At 69.6% G+C, this 13,542-nt stretch carries 12 protein-coding genes; 11 read left to right on the top strand and 1 reads right to left on the bottom strand.

Annotated features, from left to right (window positions below):
- Positions 1-47: 47 nt before the first annotated feature.
- From QTH86_RS07875 to QTH86_RS07825, 11 genes are all read left to right on the top strand, one after another.
- A complete protein-coding gene (locus QTH86_RS07875; protein ID WP_286645227.1) occupies positions 48-989 on the top strand; it encodes a class I SAM-dependent methyltransferase in 942 nt (313 codons plus the stop codon).
- Between the two features lie 187 nt (positions 990-1,176).
- Complete coding sequence (locus QTH86_RS07870) at positions 1,177-2,022, top strand: IclR family transcriptional regulator (protein ID WP_286645228.1); 846 nt, start codon at positions 1,177-1,179, stop codon at positions 2,020-2,022.
- The gene (locus QTH86_RS07865) at positions 2,022-3,182 is read left to right on the top strand and encodes a thiolase family protein (protein ID WP_286645229.1); all 1,161 of its coding nucleotides are present in this window, start codon (positions 2,022-2,024) and stop codon (positions 3,180-3,182) included. The genes QTH86_RS07870 and QTH86_RS07865 overlap by 1 nt, the downstream gene beginning before the upstream one ends.
- Positions 3,179-3,562, top strand: a complete 384-nt coding sequence (locus tag QTH86_RS07860) for a Zn-ribbon domain-containing OB-fold protein (protein ID WP_286645230.1) — start codon at positions 3,179-3,181, stop codon at positions 3,560-3,562. The genes QTH86_RS07865 and QTH86_RS07860 overlap by 4 nt, the downstream gene beginning before the upstream one ends.
- A 55-nt stretch (positions 3,563-3,617) precedes the next feature.
- Positions 3,618-4,607 carry a tripartite tricarboxylate transporter substrate binding protein gene (locus QTH86_RS07855; RefSeq protein ID WP_286645231.1) on the top strand — a complete coding sequence of 330 codons (990 nt, stop codon included), beginning with the start codon at positions 3,618-3,620 and terminating at the stop codon, positions 4,605-4,607.
- 1 nt (position 4,608) lies between these two features.
- Positions 4,609-5,484 carry a MaoC family dehydratase gene (locus QTH86_RS07850; RefSeq protein WP_353505986.1) on the top strand — a complete coding sequence of 292 codons (876 nt, stop codon included), beginning with the start codon at positions 4,609-4,611 and terminating at the stop codon, positions 5,482-5,484.
- Positions 5,485-5,518: 34 nt separating this feature from the next.
- Positions 5,519-6,535, top strand: a complete 1,017-nt coding sequence (locus QTH86_RS07845) for a tripartite tricarboxylate transporter substrate binding protein (RefSeq protein ID WP_444813797.1) — start codon at positions 5,519-5,521, stop codon at positions 6,533-6,535.
- Between the two features lie 5 nt (positions 6,536-6,540).
- The gene (locus tag QTH86_RS07840) at positions 6,541-7,329 is read left to right on the top strand and encodes an oxepin-CoA hydrolase, alternative type (protein ID WP_286645233.1); all 789 of its coding nucleotides are present in this window, start codon (positions 6,541-6,543) and stop codon (positions 7,327-7,329) included.
- A 36-nt stretch (positions 7,330-7,365) separates the two neighbouring features.
- Entirely contained in the window at positions 7,366-9,453 is a 2,088-nt protein-coding gene (locus QTH86_RS07835) for an acetate--CoA ligase family protein (protein WP_286645234.1), read from the top strand.
- A gap of 83 nt (positions 9,454-9,536) precedes the next feature.
- Positions 9,537-11,051, top strand: coding sequence for a circularly permuted type 2 ATP-grasp protein (locus tag QTH86_RS07830; RefSeq protein ID WP_286645235.1), 1,515 nt, complete (start codon positions 9,537-9,539; stop codon positions 11,049-11,051).
- 18 nt (positions 11,052-11,069) lie between these two features.
- Positions 11,070-12,026: an alpha-E domain-containing protein gene (locus QTH86_RS07825; protein WP_286645236.1), complete on the top strand. Its 957-nt coding sequence runs from the start codon at positions 11,070-11,072 to the stop codon at positions 12,024-12,026.
- Positions 12,027-12,041: 15 nt separating this feature from the next.
- Here the strand turns inward: QTH86_RS07825 and glpK are convergent, their stop codons facing one another.
- Positions 12,042-13,535 carry a glycerol kinase GlpK gene (gene glpK, locus QTH86_RS07820; RefSeq protein WP_286645237.1) on the bottom strand — a complete coding sequence of 498 codons (1,494 nt, stop codon included), beginning with the start codon at positions 13,533-13,535 and terminating at the stop codon, positions 12,042-12,044.
- Between the last annotated feature and the right edge of the window lie 7 nt (positions 13,536-13,542).

Below are 13,542 nucleotides of genomic sequence, written 5' to 3'. Positions count from 1 at the left end.
CGCTACCGCCAGAATCAGCGTCTCTCTCTTCGCTCCGAATCACGCCTATGCAGCCCTTGTTGGACGCCATCGCTTCGACCCACCTGCCTGTGGATGCGCAGCGCATCTTCCACGGCCGCGGCGGGCTTCACTCCGACTGCGCGCACCTGTCGCTCGACTTCTTCCCGCCGGTCTGGGTGTTGACCAGCTTCCAGCCGGTGACCGACGAAGAACTGGCTGCGATCGGTTCCGCGCTGGCGCGTCGCTGGGAGCAGTTGGCGCCAAGTGAGACGTTCAACTGGGTGGTTCAGTGCCGGCATGAAGGCCAGAGCAGCACCCAGGTGATGGCCGGTTCCGTGCCGGACCCGCACTGGGTGAGCGAGGAGGGGGCTCGCTATCGGGTCAATGTGGGTCGGGGCCAGAATCATGGGCTGTTCCTGGACATGGCCGAAGGCCGGCGCTGGGTCCAGGCATTTGTGAAAGCGCGCACGACGCCCCGGTCACGGGTCAGGGTGCTCAATCTGTTTGCGTACACCTGCGCGTTCTCGGTCGTCGCATTGCAGGCGGGGGCGCGGCACGTCACCAACCTCGACATGAGCAAGGGTGCGCTGGCGATCGGGCAGCAGAACCACCGCGCGAACGGCGTGCTCGACAACGCCAGTTTTCTTCCCCACGACATCTTCAGTTCGTGGGGGAAGATCACACGCGGCGGTCCCTACTCGCTGATCGTCGTGGACCCGCCCAGCTATCAGAAGGGCAGCTTCGTCGCCACCAAGGACTACGCCCGGCTGATCAAACGCATACCGGACCTGCTCGAGCCCAATGGCCATGTCCTGCTGTGCCTGAACGCGCCGGAACTGGGCCCAGACTTTTTGCGGCAGCACGTGAGCGACATGGCGCCAGAGCTGGTTTTCGTCGAGCGGCTGGCGAACCCGAGCAGCTTCTCGGACGTGTCCAACGAACGGTCATTGAAGGTATTGGTGTACAGGTCCTTGCCCGTTCCAGCCTGAATGCGTGCTGCACGCCGCGCTGCGCTTGGGCTCCAGCGTCACGCGACTGCGACCGAACCGCTCCGGGTTTTCCCTTGAAAAGTTTCGCCTGCAGCAACTTTCGCGGCTTTGCTTGACGCCGGAAAGTCGCGCCGCGTTCAATGCGGAACGCCTTCGCGGTGTTCCGCTGAACGAAACAAGAGACAACATGCCCGGAAGAACGCGCACCCCTGCCTCCCTGCTGGCCCAGCGGGCCGTGGAGCCCACGTCGTCGGTCGAACGCGCCTGCCGCATCCTGCGTGCGCTGTCCGACCCCGGCGTCACACGCCTGACCGACATCGCGATCGCCACCGGCCTGGACAAGACCACGGTGCTGCGCCTGCTCGAGGTGCTGATGCACGACGGCTTCGTCGTGCGCGACCCGCACAGCAAGCACTACAGCCTGGGCGCCGAGCTGCTGGTGCTGGGCGCCGCCGCGTTGGCCCGCTTCGACCCGCGCCCGCTGGTGCGGCCGGCGCTGCTGCGGCTCACCGGTCAGTTCGAGGACAGCGTGATCCTGTCGATCCCGAGTGGCATCGAGTCGCTCTGCGTCGACGTGGAAGAGGGCCGCTACCCGATCCGCGCCAACTACCTGTCCATCGGCAGCCGCCGTCCATTAGGCGTGGGTGCCGGCAGCCTGGCGCTGCTGGCCTGGATGCCCGAGGCCGAACGGCAAGCCGCGCTGGCGGTGATCGCACCACAGCTGCAGCGCTACCCACGCATCACGGCGCAGCTGCTGGAGGACCACGCCCGGGTGGCGCGCGAGCGCGGCTACGCGGTGCTGCTCGACGTGGTGGTCGAGCGCATGGGCGGCATCGCGGTGCCGATCCTCGGGGCCGACGGCCGGCCGGTCGCGGCCATCAGCATCGCGGCGCTCAACGACCGCATCACCTCGCGCGAAGCCGAGTTGGCGCAGGCGCTGCGGCGCGAGGCCGCCACCTGCGAGGTGCTGTGGAGCCGCGCCGCCCACACCGGCGCGACGGCCACCGGCGCACGTCGCGGGAGGATGCACTGATGGCGACGAACCCCACGACGGCATGGATCACCGGCGTCGGCGGCACCGCCTTCGGCCGCCATGAAGGGCAGGGCGCGCTCGACCTGATGGCGCAGGCCGCGCAGCAGGCGCTGCAGGGCGCCGGCCTGCAGCGCGCGGACATCGACGGCGTGCTGTGCGGCTACGCCACCACGCTGCCGCACCTGATGCTCTCGACGCTGTTCTGCGAGCGCTTCTCGCTCGACCCGGCCTACGCGCACAGCCTGCAGCTGGGCGGCGCAACGGGCGCCGCGATGCTCATGCTGGCGTGCGAGCTGGTGCGCAGCGGTCGCTGCCGCCACGTGCTGGTGGTGGCCGGCGAGAACCGCCTGAGCGGCCAGTCGCGCGACAGCGCCATCCAGACGCTGGCGCAGGTCGGCGACCCCGACTACGAAGTGCCCAACGGTGCGTCCGTGCCGGCGTACTACGGCCTGATGGCCTCGCGCTACCTGCACGAGACCGGCACCACCGAAGCCGACCTCGCCGAGTTCGCGGTGCTGATGCGCGCCAATGCGCGACGCCACCCCGGCGCGCATCTCACCGCGCCGATCACGGTGGCCGACGTGCTGGCCTCCAAGCCCATCGCCGCGCCGCTCAAGCTGATGGACTGCTGTCCGATCTCCGACGGTGCGATGGCGCTGGTGGTGTCGTCCGTGCCCGGTGACGGTCCGCGCGTCGCGATGGCGGGCGCCGGCCAGGCGCATCGGCATCAGCACCTGAGCGCGATGGCCGACGTGATGCAGTGCGGCGCGGCCATCGCGGCGCAGCGCGCCTTCACCGACGCCGGCTTGGGTGTGGCCGACATCGACCATCTCGGCATCTACGACTCCTTCACGATCACGCTGACCATGCTGCTGGAGGAGATTGGCTTCGCACCGCGCGGCGGTGCGGCCGACCGCGTGCGCAACGGCGACTTCGCGCCGGGCGGCGCGATGCCGCTGAACACGCACGGCGGCCTGCTGTCCTTCGGCCACTGCGGGGTGGCGGGCGGCATGGCACACGCGGTCGAGGTGTTCCGGCAGATGACCGGCCAGGCCGGCGAGCGCCAGGTCGCCCGGCCGCGCCATGCCTTCGTCCACGCGGATGGCGGCGTGATGTCCTCGCATGTGAGCCTGATTCTTTCGCAGGAACCTTCGCCATGACCGCCACGTCTTCCAGCGCGCTCGCAGCGCCCTTCGTCGACGGCCTGGCGCGGCACGAGCTGCGCTTCCAGCGCTGCACCGCGTGCGGCACCGCGCAGACGCTGGCGCGCTACGCCTGCGCGCACTGCGGCAGCGATGCGCTTGCATGGGAGACGGCACGCGGCACCGCCACGCTGCATGCGGTGACCGTGGTGTCGCGCGCGCCGTCCGATGCCTTCCGTGCGCTCGCGCCGTACACGCTGGTCATCGCGCAACTCGACGAAGGACCGCGCCTGATGGCGCACGCCGACCCGGGCGTGCGCATCGGCGACCGCGTGGCCGCCGGCTTCTTCGCGCACGACGGCCACACGCTGGTCCGCTTTTCGCCCGCCACCGGGTAGCGCGTGGCGCATCGGGGCATCCGTCAACGAGAACAAAACGACTGGAGACAAAGACATGCATGCGATCCGCTTCCCCTCACGCCGCCGCCTGCTCGCCGCGGCCGGTGCCGCGCTGTGCCTCGCCGTGCCCGCCTTCGCGCAGACGCAGGCCTACCCGACCAAGCCGGTCAAGCTGGTGGTGCCGTACCCGCCGGGCGGGCCGACCGACATCGTCGCGCGACTGGTCGCGCAGAAGCTGTCGGACGCGATGGGCCAGCAGTTCATCGTCGACAACCGCCCCGGCGCGGGCGGCAACCCCGGTGCCGAGCTGGTGGCGCGCAGCCCGGCCGACGGCTACACGCTGGTGGTCGCGACCACGGCGCACGCCATCAACCCCTCGCTCTTCAAGAACCTCGGCTACTCGCTGTCGAAGGACTTCGCGCCGGTGTCGCAGCTGACCAGCGGGCCGCTGGTGATCGTGGCCAACCCGCAGCTGCCGGCGAAGAACGTGGCCGAACTCATCGCGCTGGCCAAGGCCAGGCCGGGCGAGCTCAACTTCGCGTCCTCGGGCAACGGGCAGTCGACGCACCTGTCGGCCGAACTCTTCGCGGCGATGGCCGGCGTGAAGATGAACCACATCCCGTACAAGGGCAGTGCCCCCGCGCTCACCGACACCATGGGTGGCCAGACGCAGCTGATGTTCGACACCATGCTGTCGGCCATGCCGCATGTGAAGGCCGGCAAGCTGAAGGCGCTGGCGGTGACGAGCGCCACGCGCTCGCCGGTCGCGCCCGACCTGCCCACGGTGGCCGAGTCCGGCCTGCCGGGCTACGAGGCCATCGCGTGGAACGGGCTGCTCGCACCGGCGGGCACGCCGCCCGAGGTGCTGGCCCGGCTCAGCGCCGAGCTGAAGAAGGTGCTGGCCGCACCCGACGTGAAGGACAAGTTCGAGGCGCAGGGCTTCGCCGCGAGCTGGAATTCGCCGGAGGACTTCGGCCGCTTCATGAGCGCCGAGGTCGATAAGTGGGCGAAGGTCGTGAAGGTTTCGGGCGCGAAGGTGGATTGAGGTGATCGACTTCCATCGGCTCAAGGCCTGGCGCTTCGACGAGATCGTGCAGCGCTACGGCAACGACGACACGATGCGCTACGCCCTCGCGCTCGGCCTGGGCAGCGACCCGACCGACCCCGGGCAGTTGCAGTTCGTCAACGACGTCCCGAATGTGCCGCTGGCGCTGCCGACCATGGCGGTGGTACTGGGCTTCCCCGGCTCGTGGATGCAGGACCCGGCCACCGGCATCGATTTCGCGCAGATCGTGCATGGCGAGGAGCAGGTCGTGTGGCACCGGCCCTTGCCGGCGGCCGGCGCCGTGCGCACGCGCCACCGCGTGACCCGCATCGTCGACAAGGGGCCGGGCCGTGGCGCCACCATCACCTACGACAAGGCGCTGCACGACGCCGACAGCGACGCGCTGCTCGCGACCGTGACCCACACCACCTTCGCACGCGGCAACGGCGGCTTCGCGACAGCCGACGTGCCCGGCGATGCCGCGCCGCCGCCGCCCGTGCCGGTGCCCACGGGCGAGCCGGAGGCCATCGTCGACATCCCGACGCTGCCGCAGCAGGCCTTGCTCTACCGCCTGTGCGGCGACCGCAACCCGCTGCATTCCGACCCCCCAACCGCGCGGGCGGCGGGCTTCGACCGGCCGATCCTGCACGGGCTCTGCACCTGGGGCATCGCGGCGCATGCATTGCTGGCGCAGTGCGCCGGCAGCGACCCGACGCGGCTGCGCAGCCTGTACGCGCGCTTCTCGGCCCCGGTGTTTCCGGGTGAGACGCTGCGGCTCGAGCTGTTCCGCCAGGGCAACGACGTGCGCTTTCGCGTCCGCGTGCCGGCGCGCGACAAGGTGGTGCTCGACCACGGCCATGCCGTGTTCGCGGCTTGAGTTTTCAGACCTACAACGAGGAGACAAGATGACGATGCTGACCACAGATATCCCAGATATCCAGGAACCCGCGATCACCCGCCGCACCCTGCTGGGTGGCGCGGTAGCGGCCGCAGCCATGGGCACGCTCGCCGTGCCTGCCTTCGCGCAGAGCGCGTACCCCAGCCGCCCGGTGAAGTTCGTGGTGCCGTTCCCGGCCGGTGGCCCGGTCGACACCACCGGCCGCGCCGTGGCGCAGAAGCTGTCGGAGATGTGGGGCCAGCAGGCCATCGTCGACAACCGCGCGGGCGCCGGCGGCATCGTCGGGGCCGAGATCGCGGCCAAGCTGCCGGCCGACGGCTACAACGTGTTCGTCTGCAGCATCCACCATTCGGTGTTGCCGAGCCTCAAGCCGCGGCTGACCTACGACATCGAAAAAGACTTCGTGCCGGTGAGCTTCGGCGCGATGTTCCCGGTGGTGCTGGTGGCGCACCCGGACGTGCCCGTGAAGACGGTGGCCGACATCATCGCGCTCGACAAGCGCTCGCCCGGCAAGCTGAGCTTCGGTTCCTCCGGCAGCGGTGGCGGCACGCACCTGGCGGGCGAACTGTTCAACATGCAGGCCGGCACGAAGCTGCTGCATGTGCCGTACAAGGGCAGCGCGCCGGCCATGACCGACCTGCTCGGCGGCCAGGTGCAGTTCATGTTCAGCGATGCGCCGACCGCGCTGCCGCAGATCAAGGCCGGCAAGGTGCGCGCCATCGCGGTGGCCAGCGCCAAGCGCTCGGCCCTGCTGCCCGACGTACCGACCGTGGTCGAGTCGGGCCTGCCCGGCTACGAGGCGTATTCGTGGGCCGGCTTCCTGGCGCCGGCCGGCACGCCGAAGGACGTGGTGCAGCGCCTGAGCGCCGACATCGGCAAGGCGCTGAGCGACCCGCAGGTCAAGCAGCGCCTGTACGACGCCGGCGCCGAGGCGGCACCGACCACGCCCGAGGCCTTCGCCAAGATGCTGCACACCGAGATCGCCAAGTGGACGAAGGTGGTGCGCACGGCGGACATCAAGGTGGACTGATGCAGATGCCCGACCCTGAAACCAGCGCGCGCCTGATCGTCCGGCAGGACGGACCGGTGCTGGTGCTGACCATCAGCAACCCCGCGGTGCGCAACGCGATGCATCCGTCGCTCTACCGGGCCGCGGTCGACACCCTGCGCCGCGCGGCGGACGACCGCACGGTGCGCGCCATCGTGCTGACGGGCGAAGGCGATCACTTCTGCGGCGGCGGCGACCTGAAGCGCCTCGCGGCCCAGCGCGGCTTGCCGCGCGAGACGCAGGCCGCGCACCTCGACGTGCTGCACGACTGGGTGATGGCGATGCACGACGCGCCGCAGCCGGTCATCGCGGCGGTCGAAGGCGCGGCCGCGGGCGGCGGCTTCTCGGTGTGCCTCGGCTGCGACCTGATCGTCGCGGCCGACGACGCCAAGTTCGTCATGTCGTATGTCAAGCTCGCGCTCACGCCCGACGGTGGCGGCTCCGATTCGCTGGCGCGCGCGCTGCCGCCGCAGATGGCGCTGGAACTGCTGCTCGATGGTGGCGTGTGCACGGCAGAGCGCCTGCACGCGCTGGGCGTGGTGAACCGCGTGGTGCCGCACGGCGAGGCCTTCGCCACCGCCATGGCCTGGGCGCAGCGGCTGGCCGCCGGCCCCGCCGACGCGCAGGCGCGCATCAAGCGGCTGGTGCACGCGGCCCGCGGCCGTTCGCGCCGGGCCCAGCTCGATGCCGAGCGCGACGCCTTCGTCGACAGCCTCTACAGCGAGGCCTGCGGCGAGGGCATCGCATCCTTCCTGAACAACGCGCGCCGCGGCTGAGTCCGGCGCTTCCTTTTCTTTTCTGCGAAGCCTCCCATGTCCGACCTGCTCGAATCCGCCCTCAACCCGCAGTCCGTTGCCGTCATCGGTGCCTCCGAGAACATCCACAAGATCGGCGGCCGGCCGATCTACTACATGCGCAAGCACGGGTTCGGCGGGCGCATCTACCCGATCAATCCGTCGCGCGAGGAGGTGCAGGGGCTCAAGAGCTACGCATCGCTCGCGGCGCTGCCGGAGGCGCCCGACCTGGCGATGGTCATCGTCGGCGGCGACAAGGCGGTCGATGCGGTCTCGCAATGCGCGGCGCGCGGCGTGAAGTCGGTGGTGGTGGTGGCGTCGGGCTTCGGTGAGACGGGTGAAGAGGGGCGTGCCGTGCAGCGCGCCATGGTCGACACCGCGCGCGCCGCGGGCATGCGCCTCTATGGCCCCAACACGCAGGGGCTGGCCAACTTCGGCACCGGCGCGCTCGCCGGCTTCTCGACCATGTTCGTGGAGGTGCCGCCGGCCGACGGCCCGGTCGGCATCGTGAGCCAGAGCGGCGGCATGAGCGCCATGGCCTACGGCCTGCTGCGCGGCCGCGGCCTGGGTGTGCGCCATGTGCACGCCACCGGCAACGAGGCCGACATCACCGTGTCCGACCTGGCCTGGGCGGTGGCGCACGACCCCGACGTGAAGCTGCTGCTGCTGTACCTCGAGAACATCGCCAACCCCGAATTGCTGGCGCGTACCGCGGCCTATGCGCGCGAGCGTGACCTGCCGATCGTCGCGGTGAAGGCCGGGCGATCGGAAAGCGGGCAGAAGGCCGCGTCGTCGCACACCGGCTCGCTGGCCAACGAGGACCGTGCGGTCGACGCCTTCTTCCGCCACCACGGCATCTGGCGGGTGCGCGATCCGCATGCGCAGGCGCTCGCGGCCGAGGCCTATCTGAAGGGCTGGCGTCCCGAGGGCCGACGGCTGGTGATCATCAGCAACTCGGGCGCGAGTTGCGTGATGGGCGCCGACGCCTCGGAAGAACTCGGCCTGCCGCTGGCCGAGCTGTCGCCCGCCACGCGCGCCGACGTGGCGAGCCGGCTGCCGGGCTTCGCGACGGCGGTGAACCCGATCGACATCACCGCGGCGCTGCTGTCGAACAGCGGCCTGTTCGGCGATGTGTTGCCCGCGGTGGCCCAGGACCCGGCGGCCGACCTGTTCTTCATCAACATCCCGGTGGCGGGCGCGGGCTACGACGTCGAGGCCTTCGCGCGCGACACCGCCGCCTTCGAGCGCAGCACCGGCAAGCCGGTGGTGGTGGCGGCCTGGCAGGACTCGGTGGCCGCGCCCTTCAAGGCGCAGGGCATCCCGACCTATGCCAACGAGAACGATGCGTTGGGCACGCTGGCGCAGCTGGCCTCGCACACCGCGCTGATGCGCAAGGCGATCGTGCCTTGGCCTGCTGCGGGTGCGGCGCCTGCGCTGCCGCCGGGCACCGGCCGGTTCCTGAACGAGGCACAGAGCCTGGCGGTGCTGGCCGCGGCCGGCGTGCCGGTGGTGGCGCACCGGCTGTGCCGCAGCGCGAAGGAGGCGGCGGACGCGCTGGCCGCCGTGGGCGCACCGGCCGTGGTCAAGGCCTGCTCGGGCGACGTGCCGCACAAGTCGGAGCATGGCCTGGTGGCGCTGAACGTCGGCACGGCCGCAGAGGCCGCCGCGCTGTTCGACCGGCAATGGGCCGAGCTGGCCGCACTGGGCGCCGCGCAAGAAGGCGTGATCGTCGCGGCCATGCGCCGTGGGCAGCACGAATTCATGGTCGGCGCGCGCATCGATCCGGTCTTCGGCCCGGTGGTGCTGGTGGGCGACGGCGGCAAGTACGTCGAGGCGCTGCAGGACGTCGCGGTCCTTGTGCCGCCCTTCGCTGCGGCCGACGTGACGGCCGCCCTGCGCACCCTGCGCATCGCGCCGCTGCTCGAGGGCGTGCGGGGCGATCCGCCGCTGGACATCGATGCGCTGGCGGCCGTGGTGGTCGCCGTCGGCCAGCTCATCGTGGGGGCGGGCGGGGCCATCGCCTCGATCGACGTCAACCCGGTGCTGGTCGCGGCCCGGGGACAGGGCGCGGTCGTCTTGGACGCCCTGGTCGAGCGGGGAGACTGAGCGGCCGAGCCGCGCTTGTGCAAAGATCGCCCGAAGCTTGGCCTTGAACTTGCTAAGCTATGTCGAAGGAGATTGGTCGTTCCATGCACAAATTCGATGAGATGTACGAGCAGTTGCCCTATGCGGGTGCTGCGATCCGGGGTCACTACAAGCGCTACGACCAATGGCTGTCCAAACAGCCCGGCGAGTTGATGAAATCCCGGCGGGAAGAAGCCGAGATGATCTTCCGCCGTGTCGGCATCACCTTTGCGGTGTACGGCGCCAAGGACGAGGACGGTTCGGGCACCGAGCGCCTGATCCCCTTCGACCTGTTGCCGCGCATCATTCCCGCGCACGAGTGGGAGTCGATGGAAAAGGGCCTGGTGCAACGGGTGAATGCGCTCAACCGCTTCATCCACGACGTCTACCACGACCAGGAGATCGTCAAGGCCGGCATCATCCCGATCGAGCAGATCCGTGACAACGCGCAGTTCCGCCCCGAGATGATGGGCGTGACGGTGCCGAACAATGTCTACTCGAACATCTCGGGCATCGACATCGTCCGCGCGCCCGATGCCGACGGCAACGGCGAGTACTACGTGCTCGAAGACAATCTGCGGGTGCCCAGCGGCGTGAGCTACATGCTGGAAAACCGCAAGATGATGATGCGGCTCTTCCCGGACCTGTTCGCGCAGAACCGCATCGCGCCGGTCGCCCATTACCCCGACTTGCTGCTGGAAACTCTGCGCGCCAGCGCGCCGCCGGCCACCGCCGAGCCGACGGTCGTGGTGCTCACGCCCGGCATGTACAACAGCGCCTATTTCGAGCACGCCTTCCTGGCGCAGCAGATGGGCGTCGAATTGGTCGAGGGGCAGGACCTGTTCGTCAAGGACGACTTCGTCTACATGCGCACCACGCGCGGCCCGAAGCGGGTCGACGTGATCTACCGCCGCGTCGACGACGACTTCCTCGACCCCGAGGTGTTCCGCCCGACCTCGACGCTGGGTTGCGCCGGCCTGATGCGCGCCTACCGCGCCGGCAACGTCGCCATCAGCAATGCGGTGGGCACCGGCGTGGCCGACGACAAGTCGATCTACCCCTACGTGCCGAAGATGATCGAGTTCTACCTTGGCGAGAAACCGATCCTGAAGAACGTACCGACCTACATGTGCCGCAACAAGGACGAGCTGCAGTACACGCTCGACAACATGAAGGACCTGGTCGTGAAGGAAGTGCACGGCGCCGGCGGCTACGGCATGCTCATCGGCCCGGCCGCGACGCAGGCCGAGATCGAGGAATTCAAGCAGGCCGTGATCGCCAAGCCCGACGGCTACATCGCGCAGCCCACGCTCAGCCTGTCGACCTCGCCGACCTTCGTCGACGCCGGCATCGCGCCGCGCCACATCGACCTGCGACCCTTCGTGCTGTCGGCCAAGGAGGTGCAGATGGTGCCGGGCGGCCTGACCCGCGTGGCGCTCAAGGAAGGGTCGCTGGTTGTCAACTCGTCGCAGGGCGGTGGCACCAAGGACACCTGGATCCTCGAGGCTGACCGGCGCCCCAAGGCAGCCGCCCCGGCCGCCGCCCCGTCGCAAACCCAAACACAAACCCAGTCGGCCTGAAGCGAGGAGAACGACCACATGCTGTCACGCACCGCCGACCACCTCTACTGGATGTCGCGCTACACCGAGCGGGCGGAAAACACCGCTCGCATGCTCGACGTCAACTACCAGACCTCGCTGCTGCCGCAGTCGGCCGAAGTCGCCAAGTACGGCTGGCAAGGCCTCTTGTCCATCAGCGAACTGCTGCCGGCCTACAACGAGAAGCACGACCAGATCGTGCCCGACGAGGTGATGGAATTCATGGTCAAGGACGAGTCGAACCCGTCCTCGATCATCTCCTGCCTGAAGGCCGCGCGCGAGAACGCCCGCGCCGTGCGCGGCGCGCTCACCACCGAGGCCTGGGAGACGCAGAACACCACCTGGCTCGACGTCAACCGCATGCTGCGCGCTGGCGAGTTCGAGCGCGACCCGGCGCAGTTCTTCGAGTGGGTGAAGTTCCGCTCGCACCTGTCGCGCGGCGTCACGCTGGGCACCATGCTGCAGGACGAGGCCTTCTACTTCTCGCGCCTGGGCACCTTCCTCGAACGCGCCGACAACACGGCGCGCCTGGTCGACGTCAAGTTCCACGCGCTCAACAGCGAGTTCTTCGGCGCCGCCACCGAGGAGGACCAGGAGTACGACTTCTATCACTGGAGCGCGATCCTGCGCAGCGTCTCGGCCTTCGAGGTGTACCGCAAGGTCTACCGCGACGTGATCAAGCCCGAGCGCGTCGCCGAACTGCTCATCCTGCGCCCCGACATGCCGCGTTCGCTGCATGCCAGCCTGGCCGAGGTCGTGGCCAACCTCGCCAAGGTGCAGAACGACCAGAGCGCCGAAACGCAACGCCGCGCCGGCAAGCTGCTGGCCGACCTGCAGTACGCGCGCGTCGACGAGATCCTCGCGACCGGGCTGCATGCGTACCTGACGCAGTTTCTCGATCGGGTGAACGAGCTCGGGTGGCGGATCAGCCAGGACTTTTTGGTGCCGGCGCACTGAGCGCGTCGCGGCCCCTCAGAGGGCCGTGGCCTGGCGAACGGCGCGCTCCCACCGGGCCATCGCCTCGCCCGCCTGCGGGCGCCCCATCGTCGGCATGAAGCGCCGCTCCACGCGCCAAAGCGTCGACAGCTGTTCGATGTCCTTGAAGAAACCGGTCGACAGGCCCGCGAGGTAGGCGGCGCCCAGCGCCGTGGTCTCCGTGACCTCCGGCCGCAGCACCGGGATGCCGAGCAGGTCGGCCTGGAACTGCATCAGCAGGTCGTTCACGCAGGCGCCGCCGTCCACGCGCAGCTCGGCGACGGGTGCGCCGCCGGCGGCAACGGCATCGCGGCTCATCGCCTGGAGCAGGGCGGCGCTTTGGTAGGCGATGCTTTCCAATGCGGCGCGGGCGATGTGCGCGACGGTCGTGCCGCGGGTCAGTCCGGTGATCGTGCCGCGCGCCTCGGCGTTCCAGTAGGGCGCGCCCAGGCCCGTGAAGGCCGGCACCATCATCACGCCGCCCGAGTCGGGCACGCTCTCGGCCAGCCCCTGTACCTCGGCACTTCCCTTGATGGCCTGCAGGCCGTCGCGCAGCCATTGCACGACGGCGCCGCCGACGAACACGCTGCCTTCCATCGCGTACTGCGGCTGCGCGCTGGTCTGCGCGGCGCTGGTCACGAGCAGGCCGTTGGACGAGGGCTGGAACGCGTCGCCGGTGTGCATCAACAGGAAGCAGCCGGTGCCGTAGGTGTTCTTGGCCATGCCGGGGCCGAAGCAGGCCTGGCCGAATAGGGCCGCCTGCTGGTCGCCGGCCACGCCGCCGACGGGCAGCGAGCGGCCGAGCAAGGCAGCGTCGGTGTCGCAGAAGTGCGCGCTCGACGGCTTCACCTCCGGCATGAGCGCGGCGGGGATGTCGAGCGCCTTCAGCAGGTCGGCGTCCCAGGTGTTGTCGTGCACGTTGAAGAGCATCGTGCGCGACGCGTTGCTCACGTCGGTGACATGCACCTTGCCGCCGGTGAGCTGCCACATGAGCCAGCTGTCGACCGTGCCGAAGGCCAGCTCGCCGCGCTCGGCCTGTTCGCGCGCGCCGGGCACGTTGTCGAGCAGCCAGCGCAGCTTGGTGCCGGAGAAATACGCGTCGATGACCAGGCCGGTCTTGTCGCGGATGGTGTCGGTCAGGCCTTCGTCGCGCAGTTTCGCGCACAGAGGCTCGGCGCGGCGGTCCTGCCAGACGATGGCGTGGTGCACCGGTTGGCCGGTCCGGCGGTTCCACAGCAGCGTGGTCTCGCGCTGGTTGGTGATGCCGATGGCGTGGATGTCCATCGGCTGCAGCTTCGCCTTGGCGAGCACCTCGCGCGCGGTGGCCAACTGGCCGCGCCAGATTTCCATCGGGTCGTGCTCGACCCAGCCGGGCTGGGGGTAGATCTGCGGCAGTTCGCGCTGCGCGACCGCGACGATGCGGCCCTCGCCGTTGAACACGATGCTGCGCGAGCTGGAGGTGCCCTGGTCGAGGGCGAGGATGTGGGTCATGGGCGCG

Origin of the sequence: Variovorax sp. J2L1-78, assembly GCF_030317205.1 — a bacterium.
Classification (GTDB): domain Bacteria; phylum Pseudomonadota; class Gammaproteobacteria; order Burkholderiales; family Burkholderiaceae_C; genus Variovorax; species Variovorax arabinosiphilus.
This window is presented reverse-complemented; position numbering and strand designations above follow the sequence as displayed.

Coding starts and splice junctions, on each gene's coding strand:
- glpK (WP_286645237.1), bottom strand. CDS start 13,535: ATGACCCACATCCTCGCCCTCGACCAGGGCACCTCCAGCTCGCGCAGC.
- QTH86_RS07870 (WP_286645228.1), top strand. CDS start 1,177: ATGCCCGGAAGAACGCGCACCCCTGCCTCCCTGCTGGCCCAGCGGGCC.
- QTH86_RS07840 (WP_286645233.1), top strand. CDS start 6,541: ATGCCCGACCCTGAAACCAGCGCGCGCCTGATCGTCCGGCAGGACGGA.
- QTH86_RS07860 (WP_286645230.1), top strand. CDS start 3,179: ATGACCGCCACGTCTTCCAGCGCGCTCGCAGCGCCCTTCGTCGACGGC.
- QTH86_RS07845 (WP_444813797.1), top strand. CDS start 5,519: ATGCTGACCACAGATATCCCAGATATCCAGGAACCCGCGATCACCCGC.
- QTH86_RS07830 (WP_286645235.1), top strand. CDS start 9,537: ATGCACAAATTCGATGAGATGTACGAGCAGTTGCCCTATGCGGGTGCT.
- QTH86_RS07825 (WP_286645236.1), top strand. CDS start 11,070: ATGCTGTCACGCACCGCCGACCACCTCTACTGGATGTCGCGCTACACC.
- QTH86_RS07865 (WP_286645229.1), top strand. CDS start 2,022: ATGGCGACGAACCCCACGACGGCATGGATCACCGGCGTCGGCGGCACC.
- QTH86_RS07875 (WP_286645227.1), top strand. CDS start 48: ATGCAGCCCTTGTTGGACGCCATCGCTTCGACCCACCTGCCTGTGGAT.
- QTH86_RS07855 (WP_286645231.1), top strand. CDS start 3,618: ATGCATGCGATCCGCTTCCCCTCACGCCGCCGCCTGCTCGCCGCGGCC.
- QTH86_RS07835 (WP_286645234.1), top strand. CDS start 7,366: ATGTCCGACCTGCTCGAATCCGCCCTCAACCCGCAGTCCGTTGCCGTC.